The following is a 19,192-nucleotide window of genomic DNA, read 5'->3' on the forward strand; positions in this document are numbered from 1 at the left end:
AAGCAAGGATTAACCGACGAGCAAATGGTTGAATTTGCAGAGGCACCTATAAGCTTAGTAAAAAGGGTTAAAAAAAGCCCAACTTTTTTCATGACAAGTTTTACTTTTTTATTAATCACAATAGCCTAAATTTTCTAATTTACAATGGCTAAATTTACAGGGAGGATGTCAACAGTTAAATTTTCTACTTTTAAATTTATTTTTAATCAAGCTTAACAAATTGATGTGCTAATACTTTATGTATTAAAACACGCATTTATCAGATAAATAATTGACAATTACAATATAATATTTATCAACTATCAATTATGAAATTAAATATACGATCACAAGAACTGGGTAGTAAAGGACTTTATTTGGCTCTTTACCTTATGGTAAACCTATCGCCAATAAGTGCTAATGCACAAAATGTACATTTAAATGGCAACGCAGGCGGTAAAAGGTTTGATGGCGTAGGGGCGGTTAGCGGCGGCGGAGCTACTTCTGTATTGTTAAAAGATTATCCCGAAGAACAGCGTAATCAGGTCCTGGATTTACTATTTAAACCGAAGTTCGGTGCATCAATGAATGCACTGATGGTTGAAGTTCCGGGGGATGGAAATTCTACACAGGGATCTGAACCAAGCCATATGCACACTAAAGATGATTTGAACTTTAATCGCGGGTACGAATGGTGGCTAATGAGTGAAGCAAAAAAAAGAAATAAAAAAATAACACTTGATGCAAATGCATGGGGGTCCCCTGCCTGGGTTGGCAACGGTGTTTTTTGGTCGCAGGATATGGCAGACTATTATGTAAAATGGATACAAGGGCTAAAATCAGTTTACGGGTTGACGCTTGATGCCATAGGTTGCCGTAATGAAAAAGGAGTTAGTATCGACTTTGTTAAAAGATTCAGAAAAACCCTTGATGCAAGCGGATTGCAGAATGTTAAAATACATGCTTTTGACAACTGGGGAAAGGATAAGTTTGACTGGGTAAAAGATCTTGAAACTGATCTGGAATTACGCAATGCTGTAGCCGTTATAGGTAACCATACCATGTCCGAAGTAGCAACGCCTGAAGAGGTAAAAAAATTAAGCGAAAGGCTGAACAAACCAATCTGGAACACAGAAGAACATACCTATAAGGAAGGATTTGATTGTGAAATTACCCTTGTGAAATCTTTTAATGAAAACTTTATAATTAGCGGCGCTACTAAAATCGTAAACTGGTACCTGGTTGGTTCTGTTTATCCGACTGAACCTTATGCTGAAACACCCGCAGCTATGATAGCCAATTCACCCTGGAGTGGTTTTTATAGAACCCGTGAGGCTTTGTGGGGATATGCACATTATGGGCAATTTGCTGAAATTGGCTGGCAATATTTAAATGGGGCGAGTGGCAAACTTAATAGTGGCGGAACCTATGTTACACTTAAATCGCCAAGTAAAGATTATAGCGTAATTTTTGAAACTAAGGATGCCAAAATTAACCAGACAGCTACTTTTACCATTAGTGGGGCGCTGTCTGCCAGTAAGCTTTGCGTTTGGCGAAGTAACGAAAGAGAACAGTTTGTACGGCTGGCTGACATTACACCTAAAAACAATTCTTACACAATTACCCTTGACCCAAAATCTATTTATTCTATTTCTACAACTACAGGTCAGCAAAAGGGATCATTTACACAAATACCGACAGAAAAAAAATTCCCGTTCCCATATTATGAAACGTTTGATGAATATGTCTCACCTAAGCAATATGGGTATTTGCCTCATTATTTTGCCGATATTTACGGAACTTTCGAGTTAGCAGAACGTCCTGATAACAAAGGAAAGTGCCTGCGTCAGGTAGTTCCAGTGCGGCCGATTTCCTGGGCACCTGGTTGGCAGGCTTACACAATTTTAGGAGATGATAAATGGCAGGACTACGAAATTGGCGCAAATGTATATTTGAACCAGGGCGATACAGCGGGTGTCATGGGTCGCGTCAATGATGTCGGCTCCGGCTATGGGACCATTCCAAAAGGATATTTCCTGCAACTCGGAAGTGATGGCCAATGCCGTTTGGTAGTAAGTCGTGGCAAAAGGGAAAAGAATAAACCTGTCGGCGATGCCGAACAACAAGCAATTATCAAGGCGGGTAAGGATTACAGCGAGGGAGGAGAAAAGATTCTTGGAGTTGTAAAAATTGCTAACGTTTTACCAGGCACCTGGCACAATTTGAAACTTGTTTTTAAAGGATTTGCAATAACGGCACTCGTGGATGGTAAGCCTGTATTGAATGTAACAGACACGCTTTATTCACACGGAATGGCCGGACTGTTAGCATTAGGCGGAGAAACGAAACTGAGTACGCCATACTTTGATAATGTTTTAATCGATGCGCCTGGAGCAGAATCTCCAACTCCGACTATTTCTTCAAGCAATATTAAACCAATGTATAGAGACATTCAGAAATGATTGTAAGTTGAAAAAAAATATATAATTCGTCTATTTGATCTTGGAATAGACCATGGAAAGTGGTCACATACTAATTTAGCATATAAATTTAGAAGGTTGATGTATTTACTTGATAATGAATAGCGACGATAAGGATATAGTTGGTAAAATTTAATTTTTATTGTAAGGAATTGATCTTTATGGCGACCAACTGCTTAAAGAGGTTATTCAATTATTAACAGTAAAAAAATGAAATCATTCAAAATATTTATAGCTGTTGCCTGCCTCGGAATGGCAGCAATGGTGACTCAGGCATTTACCGCTATTAAAAAAGAAAAGTTGACCAAAGCGGTAACACCCGGAAAAGGTTTTGCAGTAATCGAACTGTTTACCTCCGAAGGCTGCTCCAGTTGTCCGTCCGCAGATGCGCTGGTAGCTCGTGTGGAAAAGGAAGTGACCGATAAACCGGTTTATATACTGGCCTACCATGTGGACTACTGGAACCGGTTGGGCTGGAAAGACGTTTTCAGCAGCCCGGAATATTCGGCCAGGCAGAGACAGTATGCTGATTGGCTGAATCTGTCTTCTGTTTACACGCCGCAGATCGTGGTAAACGGCCGTAAAGAATTTGTGGGCTCGGAAGAAGGAACATTGCGCAATGCGATCAAATCTGACCTGAAAATCGCTGAAAAGGATGAACTGGCTTTGAATAATATTAAAGTCGATGGTGACAAAGCCACCATACATTATACTACCGGCGCAGTTGATAACTCCGTCCTGATTATCGCCCTGGTTCAAAAGAACGCCGCTACAAAAGTACAAAGAGGTGAAAACGCTGGTCGTACCTTATCTCATGTTCAGATAGTAACTCAGCTGAAAACTATTGCCTTAAACAATTCCAAAGATGGGTCAGATAATATCAGCCTGCCCCCGGGGTTTGATCCGAAAAAATGGGAGCTGATCGGCTTTGTGCAGAATAAAGCGAATGGTGAGATCACAGGGGCTGCAAAAGCTGAATTTCCATCAGTAATGAGCGCTCAGGCCTCCAATTAATTCATAGACATAGCAATGGGTTTCGAGTCCATTGCTATTTTAAACACTCCGCTATTGAATATAATCTCCAGCTGATACCATGAAAGTTATTAAAGAGAAACATCCGCTTATAATGCGCTGGACCCATTGGGTCAATTTTCCTGTACTTACCATAATGATATGGAGCGGGATGCTGATCTACTGGGCCAATGATGAATATTCCGTTACCCTCTTCGGGCACACCCTCATAAAATTTTTTCCAGACTGGTATTATGACCTGCTGCACATTCCTTCCCGCTTGGCAGAAGGGATGGCTTTCCACTTCCTCTTCATGTGGTTTTTTACACTGAATGGAATATTTTACACCTTATACACCATTATATCCGGACAATGGCGACAGCTGCTGCCCAACCGGCATTCCTTTAAAGAGGCCTGGCTGGTGGTACTGCACGATCTGCACATCCGCAAGATGGCCCCGCCACAGGACAAATATAATGCAGCGCAACGGATTGCGTACACCTCCATTTTTGTGATGGGCACCGGTTCGGTGATCACCGGGCTGGCTATCTATAAACCGGTACAGTTTTACTATTTAACCTGGCTTTGTGGCGGCTATCATTTGGCGCGTATCTGGCATTTTGCATTAACGATTGGCTACGTATTATTTTTTGTCATACATATTGTTCAGGTAATATTGGCTGGCTGGAACAACTTCAGGTCAGTTATTTCTGGATTTGAAGTGATTGAAGAACAACCTATTCCAGTCAAAGAAACACCCAATAAAGATGAAAAAGCTTAAAAAAGAACTGACGGTCGATCAGAAAATCAAGCGGAGAAACTTTCTTTCTTTCACCGTGTTCGGCGCTTTGGGTGCGTCGGCTTACGGTGGCTGGCGTTGGCTGTATACCTCGCCCGAAGAAACTGCCGGTATCACGGCAGGTGCTCACAAGCCGCTTCGCCGGGCATTGAATAAAACCGAAATTTTCTTCAGGAGATTGACTTTTAACGAAAGCAACCTGGTAAAAACCTATCCAAGATCAATGGCCGCCAAAGTGATCCGGCATAACAGTGATATAGGATCGGAAGGGAAAATGCCGCCTGATAACTGGAAGCTCCAGGTCAAAAGAAACTCGGGTGAAGTGTTACAGATCACACTCGATGAAATTATGCAGTTACCAAAAACGGAAATCACTTACGACTTTAAATGCGTGGAGGGCTGGGACCAGATATCGCATTGGGCGGGGGTGCGATTCATAGACTTTATCAACCACTATAACCTGCAAGCCGAAGCTAAGTCTCAGTATGTGGGTATGGAAACACCTGATCAGCAATATTATGTGGGCTTAGATATGCCGAGCGCATTACATCCCCAAACGTTGCTCGCTTATCAAATGAATGATGAACTATTAAACGGTAACCACGGGCAGCCGCTACGGCTCATCATCCCGGTTAAATACGGTATCAAAAATCTTAAACGGATCGGCACCATTACGTTCAGCAATACTCGTCCCAAGGATTACTGGGCTGAGCAGGGATATGATTATTATTCAGGGTTGTAAAATGGTTTAACCAAGTCAGACAATCAACCTTATAGATGGTACACACAAATTTTTTAGCAAGTAAGGCTTAATTATTGATTGGTAAATTATTTTAAATATTTCATCATGCCTTATTCAATAAATGCCCGTAAAACACCCCTGTCTATCGCCCTGTTGCTTACGATCAGCTTATTTTTCCAATCCTGCTCCGAACCTGCAGATAAATTTTTTGGCGTTGCTGTTTTGAATACCAATACCATCAATGACTTCGGCACGTCAACACTGGCAAAACACATCAGTGATGAAACATTAGAGTTTCCCGATATACCGTCAAGCAAAAAGAAAGGCGACGAAGCGGTAACCAGTGTCAACAATAACGTCCTTTACATGGAGAAATCACTCAAAGACATCGAGGCCTTATCAGCGAGTGATGACAGCAGAAAGGGCATTAAAGAAAAAGCGATAGCGCTTTACAAATTTGTAATTCCAGTATATAAAAATGAATATACTGCCTATGCAAGACTCTGTGACAATAAGGCACCGCAGGCACAGAAAGATGAGATACTAAACGCAGTCGAACAAAAATATAGCGCTGAATTTGAGTCAAGATATGCAGAACTATTAGCAAAAGGAAAAATCTTTGCAGAACAAAACAACATTCCGGTAGACTGGAAATAAACCGCGGAAACCGTCTGACCTGGCTCGGCTCTGTGCGCTCCAGCCGATTCTAAGGTAACCCTGTCAATGATCTGAAACAGTTACAGTTCCAGCCGGTCTGTCAGCGCGCTTTTTCCTTATCGTGATCAATACTAATGGAATACAACAAGCATTCAGTACGGCTATTAACAAGAATGCATTCATATAACTCATCAGTGTAGTTTGTCTGACGATGGTGGATTCAAGTACGATCAATGCTTTTTTGGTTGCTTCAAGATAAGTTGATCCATGGTCCATGAAGTTCCGGGTATACAATTGCATGCGTTGCGCAGTAAGAGCATCCGAAGAGGTTACATGCGTAATCAGCGCATTGCGGTTGTAGGCCGCCCGGTGGGCGATATAGGTATTGATCAGTGCAATTCCGAATGAACCGCCCATCTGACGCATCATGTTGTTAAGTGCGGCACCTTGTGGGATATCGGCAGGTTTAAGGTCAGACACGGCAAGCGCTGTAAGTGGTACAACCAGCAAAGACGCCCCTGGTCCTCTAAGTAACAATGGGATCATGAAAAAATCGCTGCCCGTTTCTAAATTTGCCTTTGAAATCAGCAAGCCGAACAATGCCGATAGCAGGAATCCGCCGAAAGCCAGGTATTGCGGCTTGACACCGCTTTGCATCATCTTACCGAGAAATGGTGAGATCGATGCGGCGATAAGTGTGCCAGGTAATAACATCATCCCGGTTTGAAATGCTGAATACCCGATAAGACGTTGTGAAAATAAGGGAAACACAAAAAGGTTACTAAATAGCCCAAAGCCTAAAATGAAGGTCAAAATAGCCGAGATCGCCAGGGTACGGCTTTTGAGCACGCGCAAGTTAATGATCGGGTTGCTGATCCGCAGTTCCCACCAGACCAGTAAGGTGATACACACCACTGCGATAAGGCTTAAAACGATGATGTAATTGGCGCCGAACCAGTCATCGGTCTGCCCTCTCTCCAGCACGATCTGCAAAGATCCTATTCCAGCTGTAAGTAAAGCTATCCCGAGCCAGTCTATCCGGCGGCCGTCATTCGCCGGTTTTGAAGGCTTAAGGTAGAGGTAAGAAAGGAATGCCGCAGTTAAACCTATGGGGATATTCACATAAAAAATATCCTGCCACGACAGGTTGTCAACGATGTAGCCGCCCATCACCGGGCCGATAGAAGGGCCGATAATGATGCCGAGGCTAAAGATACCGCTGGCGAGCGCGCGCTGATTTGGCGGAAAGGTATCGTACAGGATCGATTGAGAAGTAGATAATAAGGCTCCTCCGCCAACGCCCTGCAGAAACCTGAAGAACACGAGCATCCAAAGGTTGGTTGACAGCCCGCAAAATAGCGAGGCTAGCGTAAAGAGCAGGATCGAGCCTATATAGTAAGACTTCCTGCCAATTTTTTCTGCCAGGAAGCTTGTCATTGGTATCACGATCACGTTGGCGATAGCATATGAGGTGATCACCCAGGCGGTATCTTCAAGGGAAGCGCCAAGATTGCCACTCATGGTATTGATGGACACATTTACAATGGTTGTGTCGATAAGTTCGATGATTGCCGCAACAATAATAGTAGCCACGATCACCCATTTTTTAAAACCGGTTTCCATAATAGATATAAATTTTTGAATAAGGGGATTGTGTGCTGATCAAGACCAAAAGCCCTTTGCTTTGATACCAAAATAGCCGAGGTTCTTAAGGGCTTTTCTGAGTCGAACCACCAATCCCTCATTCCCGGTGAGGTAAAAGGAGGTGTGATCATTACAAAAACCCTGAACTGAAAGCCATTCTATTAGTTCGGACTCAGATGCGCAGGGAACCGGTGGCCGGTTGAAATAAGAAGATAATAAATCTCCGGTTTGGCCATTGTCAGTCAGTACGGCGCTGTCGAAACGGGTCGCAGGTAAGGTCAGATGCTGTAAAGCGAACAGATGTCCCAGGCTGGAATTATCACCAATGCCGACCACCAGGTTGGTCAGATGCGGCGATTGGTGTGTACTATCAGTTTTAAGATAATCGATACAGTCACCTTTTTGCAGTGATCTCGCCCACCTGCTGCCCGGACCGTCATGCCCGGCGTCAATCAGCAGCGAGCATGTAGATATTTCTGCGTCCCAGCCAAATGGTGTATAATCTCTGAATATCAAGCTACCGACGTTAAATTTGATATAAAGCACTTCGTTCCAATAACGCATATCTGATTCCGGCAGGTGAAGATCTACCTCAATCATAGGTGAACGCGGCCACTTTCTTACATCAAGCACTGTTCCGTGTTTTAGCAAATGATGGTCTACGATATCAGTAAGGCCTTTTTTTATTTTGTGTAGAATAGACGATTCCATGTGTTCAATTTTAATAGCACAAAGGAACAGTGTATGATGATCAGAAGAAATAGATGTATTTATGGAATAGTAGGATTATTTTAGGTATTGCTCCCTAAATTGATTAGCAGTGCTACCAGTCGTTTTACGAAATAGTCTGGAAAAATAAGAATGGTCGGCATACCCCAGATCATGAGCTATCTCCTTCACAGTCAGATTACTGTAATACAAAAGACGCTTCGCCTCCATTATAACTTCCTGATGGATCCAGTAACTTGCCGGAAAACCAGTGGTTTTCTTTACGGCTTCGCTTAGATAAGTTTCTGAAATATTTAATTTGGTGGCATATTCCGCAGGGCCTTTCACTGTCCTAAAATCCTCGGCCAGTAATTTCCTGAAATGGGCGCTTATCTGAGCAGGACGGTAAATCTTATCATGAAGCCCTTCACCGCTGTTATAGCATCCTGCCGCCATAGCCAGAAATGACCTGACAAGACTATGTAGTTCCATTATGCTGAAATTGTTGGTCCGCTCTTCCCGGTATTTAAGAAAAAGTAAATGCAACAGCTGGTTGCAACGATCCAGGTGAGATTCTTTCAGCTTGAACGGCCGTTGCAAAAAGAGATGTCCTTCAAATACGCTGCGACATTCTGGCGGCAGCAGTGAGGTCTCGACGGCAATAAACCAACCTGAGGCGCCGGATGTTCTTATACGCTGGTGTACCTGACTTGGTAAGATATAATAAAGACTACCTTCTGGTATCTCCACCTCTTTGAAATCTATGTTGATCATACCGCTGCCCTTTTCCAGCACAAAAAAAATGTAATGGTCATCCCTATGGACACCATTTACTTTTTCATCATCTTCGTTGTAGGAGCCCTTACTAAAGTTCTTAAGCTGAAAGCCAAGATCGGTACGATCTTTCAAGATATGGACAGGGATTCGAGTCATTTGGCATTTCGTATTTTCCTTGTTAGCTATTCTGGATATACCATTGATCTTCAATAATAATCCTACTTAGCGTTGTGACAAATATCGGTTTTAATGTCCGTAATCCCAACGAACTAAATTCGGTAATGGTAGGACGATTTTCGGCAAACATTGATTTTGGAACTGTGGTCAGTTATCGAACTTTCTGATCTTACTCACATGTTCTGGTGTTAACAATAATCGTGATCAGTATGATGCAGGTTTTTCTTAAAGTTGTTGTCATCTTTGAATTTTAAGGATTACAAACACTGCATGCTGTCAGTCCCTGATTGACCGCTTCTTTTTTGGTGGATTTTATTTTGCTTTGTCTCAGGTATCTGCAATCAGACCTATGATACTTATGACCTGTTCTAGTGATGTATACGACAACATCCTTTTTTACTGTACTTTCTATTGAAACCAATTAGGGAGTGAGGCTGCTGAAGCAAATGAGCAAAATGCAAACAGTAAGATAACTAGTAATTTCCAATGATATGTACCCTCCTACACCCCTGGAACTAAAACATAAGTTTAAGATTATTTAACAAAAGCATAACCCAGGGAAATAAACCTATTGCCATGTGACTTGTTGGTAGAACGGAAAACTGTTAAGCAGACCTGCCAATACCATGAAGATTAAACACATTTGCTTTATCATCAACCCGGCCTCCGGTAAACAGGAAGCCATCTTGTTGTTTATCAACCAGGCACTGGATGGCATGGGCATCGAATGGGACGTATACCTGACCAAAAAGGACAAAAGTATTGCTGAAATTGCCCGTGAATTAATTGGTAAAACGGACCTGGTTGCTGTATATGGTGGGGATGGCTGCGTAACTGAAGTTGCAGCTGCGCTGCACGGCAGTGAAACGCCACTGGCCATTATCCCTGGGGGAACTGCCAATGTAATGGCCAGAGAGCTGGGAATTCCGCTGGATACCCAAGCCGCATTAGCAGTCCTCACCGGTAAGGATTATGAAATGCGGTCTATTGATATGGGACTGTTCAATGATCAACCTTTTTTGCTCAGGGTGAATATCGGCATTATGGCGGATATGGTGCTGCAGGCTGACAGGGATCTTAAAAACAGTGTAGGACAGCTCGCTTACGGAATCACCGCCCTTAAAACTCTGGCCCTGGCTGAACCTGCCAGCTACCGCCTGGAGATTGATGGAAAAGCCTTTCAGGAAAGCGGGGTGTCACTGACGGTCACCAACTCGGGCCATATTGGCATTGGTGATTTTGCCCTGCAACCTGGTATCAGTATTACAGATGGTCTGCTGGACGTGATCCTGATGAAAGATGCCAGCCTGCTGTCTGTGCTTAAAGTTGCAAGCAGCACTTTATTACAAAACAAGACAGAGGCACTCGTACACTGGCAATGCAAACGGATTGTGATCAATATGGATCAAACGCACAGCCTGATATGTGATGACCGTAAGGAAACAGCGAGACAAATTACCATTTCCGTAGTGCCGGCATCCATTAGGATCATGGTACCGAAGCTAAGCCTTTAACTATGTTTGCTAAAATCAGAAGTTTATTTTCGCTCATTGTTATATTTACCCATAGGGTCTACGATAACTTTTACCGGGTGGTTATGGGTATGCCCACCTTAAAGAGATGTCAGATCACTGCCAGTCTTTTTCTTGGCAGCCAGTATAACCTGGTCGGCCTGCGTAAAATGAAAGCCCTGGGCATTACCGCTATCATCAACATGCGCGAACATTCTGTGTACAGCCAGGCCCAGTACGAAGGGTTCAGCTACCTGCATTTGCCTACCGTAGACAATACGCCCCCGGATATAAAAGTGTTGGTTAAGGGTGCTGATTTTGCAGATCTGGAAATCAAAAAAGGCGGTAAAGTATACATCCATTGTCGCCAGGGTCTTGGACGCGGGCCCACTATGACCATCGCTTACCTGCTCAAGACCGGCCTAACCTTTGATGACGCGTTTATGCTGATCAAAAAAGTTCGGACATTCATTAATCCGCGTCCTTCTCAAATCCAAAGACTAAAAGATCTGGAAAAATTCTACCGGGAACAAGAAAAGATCAAGGATTGATTTGCTGGATAGGTTCAGCCTATCCAGAATAATGACCTTGTTTATCCTCTCAAATAAGCAGGGCTGATCTATTAAGATCTGCGAATATCATGGTTTACATGCTGTACTCAGTTTTCAAAATCACAACAGTTACTAATTCGTGTAAATATTTGCAGAAAAATGCTCTGCTATACAATTTCATAATTTCTTTGTGAAAAGAATAATTACTTATTAAGAATAAATTTATTTTTTTAATGTATAATACAATCTATATTTGCGTTCAGGTTTAAATTATATACTAATGGAAATACAAAGATATGTCAACCCCCTTTTGGATTATGGATTTAAGAAGTTGTTTGGACAAGAATCAAACAAACGATTTTTGATTGCTTTTCTAAATGAACTTTTGCCAGGCAACAAACAGATTGCAGACCTACAATATAGTAATCCCGAAAATCAGGGAGAATCCCAGGATAAACGCATCGTCATATTCGATGTTTTGTGTCATGGTAAAGACGGTGAGGTTTTTCTCGTAGAAATCCAGCAGGTAAAACAAGATTACTTTAAAGACCGGGCTGTATATTACGCAGCCCGTCAAATCAGCAGCCAGTCAGAGAAAGGCAGGAAGTGGGAATATGGTTACAAAGCAGTACACGTTATTGCCATCCTTGGAAAATTCACTTTGGAAGGTAAGGACACAAATAAATACTTTCACGACATAGCTCTTAGAGACAGTATGAGCAGCAAAGAATTTTACGATAAAATTCGTTTTGTTTTTATAGAATTACTTAACTTTACTAAAAGTGAAAATGAACTGATCACAGGACTGGATAAATGGCTGTTTGCATTAAAACACATGAGCCAGCTCACTGAAATTCCCGGGACATTTAATGAGGAAATATTTAAAGATTTTTTTAAAACTGCAGAAATTCTAACAGACATGGAAAGAACACAAGAAGAAATCCAACAGAAGATCGAGTGGGATCATTATGCTATCCTTCAAACTGCAAAGAGAGAAGGCAAACAGGAAGGCAAACTAGAAGTCGCCAGTAATTTGAAAAATCTAGGGTTTTCTATAGATAGAATCAAAGCTGCAACCAATTTGTCTGATCAGCAAATAAAACAGCTGTAACAAAGCTGGTAGAAGTACGCTCAACAGTTGCAGGTTTTGTAGATGCGCTTGATCTTGGCCTGATCTATGAAAATGTGTCCGAACTTAAAGAGGCTATTACGGCCATGCACTCATTGATACCGGCCCAGAAATTAGTTGCTAAGAAATCTATTTGACAGCGCTTTTTAAGGTTTCTATGTTATCTTCTCCCCATTGTCCCATCAAATTAATTACCGGCATGAGAGATTGTCCCAAATCCGTCAACAGATATTCGACATGTGGTACGGCTTCGTTGTAAACCTCCTTCTTTATTAAATTGTGCATCAACAGTTCGCCAAGCTGGGCGTCAAGAACACGACGTGTGGCTTGAGGAATACTGCGCGATATTTCCCCCGGGCGTGTAATTCCGTCGGATATGCGTATAAGCAGCGCTATTTTCCACCTGCCGTGCAGTATCTTTCGTATATATTCATGCCCACAATCAAGTATCGGAATCTTACGTACATATGTTGCCATATGTCAAAAATAAGCAATATTCGTATTATTTGAGGTATAGATAAATTTATCGGGGATTGTGCTGACCATTATGGTTCACCAACTTTGGTAAAAATAGTATGGAATATAAAGGAAAAAAAATGAGAAGCTGGCAGATGGATGCTATAGGACATGATAACCTTGAATTACGAAATGTAGCTATACCGCAAGCAGGACAAGGAGAAGTTTTGGTGAAAGTTGCTGCGGTTGCTCTAAATTACCGCGACAAAATGGTGATAGAAACAGGACGCAGCCTGGCGCTTAATTTTCCTTTTACTCCCGGATCCGATTTGGCAGGGACGGTAGTTGCACTTGGCGAGGGTGTTACCAGTTTAGTTATCGGTGACCGGGTAATTTCTACAGCGTCACCAGATTGGATTGATGGCATTAGGCCGGGTAATGCCAGATTACCTTTCTACCGCACACTTGGCGGTTATTATCCAGGAGTGTTGTCAGAGTATATAGTGTTGCCTGAAACATGGTTTGTGAAAGCGCCGTCGAGCCTCACAAACGCAGAAGCCAGTACTCTTCCGGTTGCAGGTTTGACAGCTTGGTTTGCACTCGCAGAACGGGCGCGTGTCCGCGCGGGTGATACCGTATTGATCCCCAGCACAGGCGGAGTCGCGTTGTTTGGTCTCCAGATTGCTAAGGCGCAGGGGGCAGAGACGATCGTCTGCGGCAGTGCTAAAAATGAGGAACGGACAAGACAACTAGGTGCAGATCATTATGTAAATAAGGATAGGGATGACTGGATGGAAGTAGTACTTAATATCACCAATGACCGTGGGGTTGATGTTGTCCTGGAAGTTATCGGTGGTAGAAATTTGGGAAAGTCTGTAGAACTAACTGCCGTTGGTGGACACATCTGCCAGATCGGTGCTTTGGACGGTTTCGATTTACTTGCTCCTGCAATGCCATTAATGCTTAAAGATATTACGATACATGGTATCGGTACAGGTTCACGCCGGGGTCTGGAGAATTTAATTCGTGCAGTAGACCGTACGAGGCTGAAGCCCGTCATTGAAACCACCTACCCGCTTGCTGACCTTCCAATAGCGCTCGGTCATTTAGCCAGGGGTGCATTTGGAAAAATAGTTATCGAATTAGAATAAACCCGCATCGTGGCTTGTAAGCTGAATATTATGGTTCACCGCTGTTATAGACCCTCCTTAAAACTACTGCTGAAATGCATTTTGATGTTTATAGCCGTGTGCTTCACGCCTACAGCATCTGCTCAAACCAAACGAGATGAGGCAGCATTTCATGATGCGTTGAAAAGCTTTCAGTCCGCTGTGCTTCAAAAGAACCTGGTGAAAGCTGGTAACATGATGCATTTCCCACTCTTTACCAGCAAAGCCGACCCGGGTAATGGTAAGGAACTGCCGGCTGATCCCATTGGCAAACAGGAATTGGAATGCTATAAGAACGACATTTTTAATGCCGATGTCGGCAGGATATTACCAAAGCTCGGGGAAGAGGCGCTCAGCGAAATAGCCGCAAATGAAGATAGTTATTATGCTGCACTTAGAAAGGCAACAGACCCCGGAAGCAAAATGTATGAATGTTATAGCCAATATCCCGGCAGGAATGGTGGAAGCGAAAGCTTCTTTGCATTTATATTCGGCAAAATAAACAATAATTATAAAGTGATCGCTTATTATGGCAAATGGCCCCTGCGATGATGGTACGCTGATTGCAATAACCTAAAGAACCAAATAGAATAGCCGATTGGGCAGTTTCATTGAACGTTCTGATATAGGTATGATGGGAGCATAGCATATCCGTGAATGGAGGAGATTCCACGGTTCCAGAGCTAACTTGAGATATTGATTTTTAGTTTTGCAATCAGGTCGTGGAAATAGCTTGCGGACCATATTTCAAGTACCTTTTGATCCTTTATAAATCTGGAGATGTCAGCTTTTACAAAGTCCATTTTAACACTTTCGATCTTTTCGCTCAATAATTTCCTGAACTCTTCTTCGTTGATGGTCTCTTTTTTCCAGTCACCGCTATCTATCGCCCTTAGCAAAAAATGGTCAAGATTGAGGGGATATCCTTTTTTAATGTACCATTCCATATCATACCAGTCCCGCCCTTTTACATTCGTGCCCCACTTGCGGAAAAGCAATGCATGCATCTTACCGGCAAAAAGATCAGGAAGCGACAGGCACTTCACGTAAAACGAAAAAGGCTTGAGCAATAACTTTTCCTCGGTAGAAAACCCCAATGGCGGCTCTTTATCCACTTCTATCTTGATTTTGATACTGGCTACTTCCTTAAGTCCGTTCTGTGGGATGACACCCTCCAACACAAGTTCCTTCCAAATGGTTTCCGACTTTAGAAATGCTGAGTTGATGTTGCTCCTCGCTGCCTTCTGTTTTTCTGAAATAGATACCTGCATTCCTAGTGCGGCAAACTCATTTATGATAGCATCTTGGTATTTTTTCAGCGAAAAATTCGTATCAACGGCAAGCAACGAAAAATCCAGATCTTCTGAAAACCGGTCTAGCCCGTAGAATATCCTGAGAGCAGTTCCTCCATAGAATGCCGCCTTTCCAAAAAAACCGGCACGGTTAAGTCCAGCCAGGGTAATCTCCTGCATAATTTCCCTCAATGCATCTTTAGCTTCCTCTCTGTTTGCGGGATGATAATCTTCGAGCCATTCCTTTATCATATTTTTTCGATCATTTTAATCAGCATTTCCAGGCTTTCCCTTTTAGGTGCATTTTCCAGCCAGCTTGACATAGCATTTAGATCAAACTCAGCTAGATCTTCTTCCTCCATTCTCAGGTTTCCAAAAACATAGTCCCTTGCAGAAGATTGGCTTCTTAAGGTTATGCCTGCTGTTGTAGCTATTTTATCACATAGTGCCTTTTCAGGGATTGCGATTATGGCCTGCTGGTCTTTGGATAGGCTCACGGTGGCAAGACCGAATGCATAATAAGGCAATGACAAGTTGGTATAGATATATAATCCAATGTTGGTCTGAAATTTCCTCGAGGCTTTTGTAGTCATTGAAGTGACCGCAAAAACCTTCTCTGGGATTAGCCCGTAATGGGCGAGTGCACTTTCCATTGAAAGATAACTTGGTCCGAGTATATGGTTGGCAAGCAGTGCGCTTTCAGGTCGTTCAGCGCTAAGAGACCGACCTGCTATATAAAGTCCTTTTTTAACCGGTTCAATAAGATTATCTGCTTTCAAAGATAATATCTTATCATTTGGTCGTTTATAGTCTTTCAAAAGGTCGGCCAAAAGCTGATGGGTCAGCGGTTGGTTAGATAACTCTCTTAGTGCTGTTTGAATATCCATTGTAAAATATCAAAAAGATAAACGGTTTATTTTCGTTTATCTTATGTCAATAATACATACAATATTTATATATGCAAAATTTTAACAGGATAAACGGCTAATATCCGTTTATCCTTCCATATTTTAACAACTATTTTTGCTAGTTGGGGCATTAATAAAACTGCAGCAAGATTTTAATTACATGATAATACCATTGATCCCACAAAGGTAATAGACATTTCATCACAATTAGATAATAACAGAGTTTTAACTTGGAATGTGCCAGCTCGATAGCACTTTATCAGTTCCCCATAAGGGCAACAATCAATCTCAGCTGTAAACTATTACACCTTCATGAATAAAGAAGGATTTTGATTGCAGTGCATAAACCAGTTGTTAAAGTCCCCTGTTATTGATAAGGTATTCCCTGATCTTATCTTCATCATCTCCAACTGCAGCACGGGCCTCATCGATAGCTGACTGGTCAACATTTACCTTTTCTTTCAGTTCGGACAGCGCATCGCGCTGCGCATCCGCCTTATTAATCTCTTCCGGATACGCACTGTTTAAATTTTCTTCCATGACCTAAGGTTTTTACAGTTAACAGCCAGCAAGTACAAAGGTTTGCATATACTAACACTACAGATCAATCTGCGAGAGGTCGTTACGGGGCGGCCCGCACATCACCTTTCCGGAAATATCGAACCGTCCACCGTGGCATGGGCAGTCCCAGCTTTGCTCTGCTGCATTAAAATTCACGATACAGCCCGCATGGCTGCAGACCGGATGCAGTGCTGTCACTTTGCCCTGCTGATCTTTATATACGGCGAGCTTTTCACCTTTAAACTCGGCAACTTTGCCCTCGCCTTTTTGGAGTTCCGAAAGCTTATCCAGTTCCTCAGCCCCAAATCGGTCAGCGACAAAGCGCCAGGCCACGTCCGCATTTTCCTTAACAAACTCAGAAAAGCCTGCGACAGGTTTCAGCCGGGATGGGGTGTAAAGGTTTCCGTAAAGGTTTTCAATTCCCAAAATCTGGTCAGTGAGGATTTTCCCGGATAAAGTTCCATACATCATCCCGTTGCCATTGAATCCCGTTGCGATATAAATATTTCCTCCTGAAGCGGCCAGGCGCCCGATATAAGGCAAACCATCCACCGGAATGTAATATTGGGAGGACCAGCGGTACACGACAGATTCTACCTGGTAGTATTCACGGGCGTATTTCTCCAGGTTTGCAAATGCCTGCTCCGGATCATCATGCCCGGTCTTATGGTCTTCTCCGCCGAGGATCAGGATCTGCTCCCCCTCAACCACATGTGTCCTGAAATAATGATAAGGTTCCTGCATGTCATAGGCCAGGCCGGTTGGATAATTGCCGTCTTTAAGTCGCAGCCCCAGCACATAACTGCGGTAGGGCGCACATCGGAAACTGAAAGCAGTAATCCCCGGTGGTATATGTGTGGCATAAACCAGGTGTGCTGCCCTGAAAGTGCGCTCACCGGCCAGCACTTCCATTCCATTATCCAGCTCTTTGTGCTCCGTTACAAAAGAGTTTTCCAGTATAGCTCCGCCCAACTGCCTGAAAGCAGCTAGCAATCCGTTGATATATTTCAGGGGCTGAAACTGCCCCTGCTGGGTGAAACGGAGGGATCTCTCAAAGGGCACCGGCAGGTCATTGTGGTTAGCCTCCGATACGTCGATCCCCGCCCGCCTGGAGGCTTCCAGGATTTCAAGAAGCTGATCGGTCTCCGTTTCATTTTCTGAGAACAGGTAAGCATCCTTGTATTCCAAATCACAATCTATTCCATATTCTTTGACCAAAGCAGTGATGATACCCATAGCATCTTTACCCGAATCAGCTACCTGCCTTGCCGCCTGTACACTAAAATCGTGCTCAATTTCGGGGTAAGTCGCATCAAAAAAGGTATTCAGATGCGCACTTGTACCTCCGGTCGTGCCGAAGCCGACTTTGCCGGCCTCCAGAATAAGGCATTTCTTACCTGCCTTCTGCAACAGCAGTCCTGTAGTAAGCCCGGTGATTCCCGCACCTACAATGATCACATCAAAAGCATCTGTAACCTGCGCAAACGCAGCATCCGGAGACACTACACTTTGCCAGGGACTTTCCGAGTTACTGTCCCGGGGATTTATTTCTCTACTATTTTTCATGATTTTATCCTTTTATTTAAGTATGCCCGCCACGAAACAAAAGATCCCATAAACACGGGACTAGCCGGCAATCTCATAGTGCTCCACTTTTTGAGCCGCCGAAATCAGCGCAGCGTCCAGCACTTCCGTCTGATCCTGGAAGCTTTCTACGATCTCATCCGCCTCTTCCAGCAAGCCTTCCATCGCCTTACATTTTTTACCCCTGGCAGAAAGCCCGATGGAACTGAATACCTGTCTTAATCGCTCGATCTGCCCTTCGGTTTGCGCGTAATGCGTCTCAAAAGCTGTCTTCAACGTTTCGCTCCCGGCTGCCGCAGGCAGTTTTTTCAAGCCTTTTAGCGATTGTTTTTCTGCACCTAAAATATCTCTTACCTCCACAAATAATTCGTACTGGTGCCCGTTGGGCATGTTCTGATTGGTGTTATGTGTTGCCATAATTAAAATTTCAAAGGTTTACTCAAGAACACCTTCATTAAAAGATGGTTTTTAGAAATTTCAATTAACCGGAAGATCCGGAACCTTAAACCAGCCATCACGACAATACGACTGATCTTTGTTCTCTCTTATGGTTTTGCCTGATTTGTTTTTTCGGGATAACTGGCATAGCGGTACAATTTTTACCGAAGCTGTGGATTCTTCTTTCAGTATGGATTTATTCTTCGTACTGTTACCGGAAGTGCAGAATTATTCGATGGCAGAGTTGATTGACCCTTGAAGTACTGTATCGATAATACAATAAAGTTCAATCAGGTCAAATGGCTTCTCTAAATAGGCATTCGCAGACATTTCAAGCGCAATACTTTTGATATCAACATGACCGGAGCAGAGGATAAAGGAAATATTTTTAAAATGAACAAAAGATTTAATTTCTTTGATTACTTCAGCAGCCTGTACCAGACCGATCAGATTATCTGTCAGAATTAGGTTGGGTTTAAAAGTTGACAATAACGCTATCACGTCTTCCGGTAAGCTTAATGATTACAGTACCAAACGAGGATAGCGGGCCGAATCACGGCAATTAACACCCGATTTATCAAAATGGCGTTTTATAATAAAACTAATATCAAAAAATTAT

20 protein-coding genes and 1 pseudogene are annotated in these 19,192 nt (G+C 43.0%); 11 read left to right on the plus strand and 10 right to left on the minus strand.

The features are described from left to right. Window positions 1-308 precede the first annotated feature (308 nt). The 5 genes from BLW16_RS00070 to BLW16_RS23590 all read left to right on the plus strand — a co-directional run bounded on the left by BLW16_RS00070 (window position 309) and on the right by BLW16_RS23590 (window position 5,668). On the plus strand, window positions 309-2,441 hold the full coding sequence (locus BLW16_RS00070; RefSeq protein WP_217631486.1) for a galactocerebrosidase: 2,133 nt from the start codon (window positions 309-311) through the stop codon (window positions 2,439-2,441). Between the two features lie 228 nt (window positions 2,442-2,669). Further along, window positions 2,670-3,473, plus strand: coding sequence for a DUF1223 domain-containing protein (locus tag BLW16_RS00075; protein ID WP_090554051.1), 804 nt, complete (start codon window positions 2,670-2,672; stop codon window positions 3,471-3,473). A gap of 79 nt (window positions 3,474-3,552) precedes the next feature. Next, window positions 3,553-4,251, plus strand: a complete 699-nt coding sequence (locus BLW16_RS00080; RefSeq protein ID WP_175470438.1) for a cytochrome b/b6 domain-containing protein — start codon at window positions 3,553-3,555, stop codon at window positions 4,249-4,251. Continuing rightward, window positions 4,238-5,011, plus strand: coding sequence for a molybdopterin-dependent oxidoreductase (locus tag BLW16_RS00085; protein WP_090554052.1), 774 nt, complete (start codon window positions 4,238-4,240; stop codon window positions 5,009-5,011). Before BLW16_RS00080 ends, BLW16_RS00085 begins: the two co-directional genes overlap by 14 nt. A 105-nt stretch (window positions 5,012-5,116) precedes the next feature. After that, the gene (locus tag BLW16_RS23590) at window positions 5,117-5,668 is read left to right on the plus strand and encodes a hypothetical protein (RefSeq protein ID WP_245735081.1); all 552 of its coding nucleotides are present in this window, start codon (window positions 5,117-5,119) and stop codon (window positions 5,666-5,668) included. A gap of 63 nt (window positions 5,669-5,731) precedes the next feature. Here the strand turns inward: BLW16_RS23590 and BLW16_RS00100 are convergent, their stop codons facing one another. The 3 genes from BLW16_RS00100 to BLW16_RS00110 all read right to left on the minus strand — a co-directional run bounded on the left by BLW16_RS00100 (window position 5,732) and on the right by BLW16_RS00110 (window position 8,953). Further along, the gene (locus BLW16_RS00100; protein WP_175470439.1) at window positions 5,732-7,291 is read right to left on the minus strand and encodes a DHA2 family efflux MFS transporter permease subunit; all 1,560 of its coding nucleotides are present in this window, start codon (window positions 7,289-7,291) and stop codon (window positions 5,732-5,734) included. A gap of 39 nt (window positions 7,292-7,330) precedes the next feature. Continuing rightward, window positions 7,331-8,023 carry a ferredoxin reductase domain-containing protein gene (locus BLW16_RS00105; protein WP_090554059.1) on the minus strand — a complete coding sequence of 231 codons (693 nt, stop codon included), beginning with the start codon at window positions 8,021-8,023 and terminating at the stop codon, window positions 7,331-7,333. A gap of 75 nt (window positions 8,024-8,098) precedes the next feature. Beyond that, window positions 8,099-8,953: a helix-turn-helix domain-containing protein gene (locus tag BLW16_RS00110; protein WP_139298218.1), complete on the minus strand. Its 855-nt coding sequence runs from the start codon at window positions 8,951-8,953 to the stop codon at window positions 8,099-8,101. A 647-nt stretch (window positions 8,954-9,600) separates the two neighbouring features. Between BLW16_RS00110 and BLW16_RS00115 the strand changes: the two genes are divergently transcribed. The 3 genes from BLW16_RS00115 to BLW16_RS00125 all read left to right on the plus strand — a co-directional run bounded on the left by BLW16_RS00115 (window position 9,601) and on the right by BLW16_RS00125 (window position 12,147). After that, window positions 9,601-10,488: a diacylglycerol/lipid kinase family protein gene (locus BLW16_RS00115; protein WP_090554062.1), complete on the plus strand. Its 888-nt coding sequence runs from the start codon at window positions 9,601-9,603 to the stop codon at window positions 10,486-10,488. 2 nt (window positions 10,489-10,490) lie between these two features. Then, window positions 10,491-11,036: a dual specificity protein phosphatase family protein gene (locus tag BLW16_RS00120; RefSeq protein ID WP_090554063.1), complete on the plus strand. Its 546-nt coding sequence runs from the start codon at window positions 10,491-10,493 to the stop codon at window positions 11,034-11,036. Between the two features lie 280 nt (window positions 11,037-11,316). Next, entirely contained in the window at window positions 11,317-12,147 is an 831-nt protein-coding gene (locus tag BLW16_RS00125; protein WP_090554065.1) for an Rpn family recombination-promoting nuclease/putative transposase, read from the plus strand. A gap of 147 nt (window positions 12,148-12,294) precedes the next feature. On the opposite strand, the gene BLW16_RS00130 is transcribed toward BLW16_RS00125, so the two are convergent. Beyond that, window positions 12,295-12,642: a winged helix-turn-helix transcriptional regulator gene (locus tag BLW16_RS00130; RefSeq protein WP_090554066.1), complete on the minus strand. Its 348-nt coding sequence runs from the start codon at window positions 12,640-12,642 to the stop codon at window positions 12,295-12,297. A 248-nt stretch (window positions 12,643-12,890) separates the two neighbouring features. Between BLW16_RS00130 and BLW16_RS23815 the strand changes: the two are divergent. From BLW16_RS23815 to BLW16_RS00140, 3 genes and pseudogenes are all read left to right on the plus strand, one after another. Beyond that, window positions 12,891-13,097, plus strand: a pseudogene (locus tag BLW16_RS23815) (alcohol dehydrogenase catalytic domain-containing protein); the annotation flags it as partial. A gap of 48 nt (window positions 13,098-13,145) precedes the next feature. After that, a complete protein-coding gene (locus BLW16_RS23600) occupies window positions 13,146-13,772 on the plus strand; it encodes a zinc-dependent alcohol dehydrogenase family protein (protein ID WP_245735083.1) in 627 nt (208 codons plus the stop codon). Between the two features lie 84 nt (window positions 13,773-13,856). After that, window positions 13,857-14,342: a hypothetical protein gene (locus tag BLW16_RS00140; RefSeq protein WP_090554068.1), complete on the plus strand. Its 486-nt coding sequence runs from the start codon at window positions 13,857-13,859 to the stop codon at window positions 14,340-14,342. Between the two features lie 131 nt (window positions 14,343-14,473). Here the strand turns inward: BLW16_RS00140 and BLW16_RS00145 are convergent, their stop codons facing one another. From BLW16_RS00145 to BLW16_RS00170, 6 genes are all read right to left on the minus strand, one after another. After that, entirely contained in the window at window positions 14,474-15,334 is an 861-nt protein-coding gene (locus tag BLW16_RS00145; protein ID WP_090554070.1) for a nucleotidyl transferase AbiEii/AbiGii toxin family protein, read from the minus strand. Next, a complete protein-coding gene (locus BLW16_RS00150; protein ID WP_090554072.1) occupies window positions 15,331-15,969 on the minus strand; it encodes a type IV toxin-antitoxin system AbiEi family antitoxin domain-containing protein in 639 nt (212 codons plus the stop codon). Before BLW16_RS00150 ends, BLW16_RS00145 begins: the two co-directional genes overlap by 4 nt. 375 nt (window positions 15,970-16,344) lie before the next feature. Next, entirely contained in the window at window positions 16,345-16,530 is a 186-nt protein-coding gene (locus BLW16_RS00155; protein WP_090554073.1) for a hypothetical protein, read from the minus strand. 57 nt (window positions 16,531-16,587) lie between these two features. Then, window positions 16,588-18,117: an FAD-dependent oxidoreductase gene (locus BLW16_RS00160; protein ID WP_090554075.1), complete on the minus strand. Its 1,530-nt coding sequence runs from the start codon at window positions 18,115-18,117 to the stop codon at window positions 16,588-16,590. 60 nt (window positions 18,118-18,177) lie between these two features. Beyond that, window positions 18,178-18,552, minus strand: a complete 375-nt coding sequence (locus tag BLW16_RS00165) for a DUF892 family protein (RefSeq protein WP_090554077.1) — start codon at window positions 18,550-18,552, stop codon at window positions 18,178-18,180. A gap of 249 nt (window positions 18,553-18,801) precedes the next feature. Then, window positions 18,802-19,074, minus strand: coding sequence for a PleD family two-component system response regulator (locus BLW16_RS00170; protein ID WP_090554079.1), 273 nt, complete (start codon window positions 19,072-19,074; stop codon window positions 18,802-18,804). Window positions 19,075-19,192 lie beyond the last annotated feature (118 nt).

Origin of the sequence: Pedobacter hartonius (genome assembly GCF_900107535.1) — a bacterium.
GTDB lineage: Bacteria > Bacteroidota > Bacteroidia > Sphingobacteriales > Sphingobacteriaceae > Pedobacter > Pedobacter hartonius.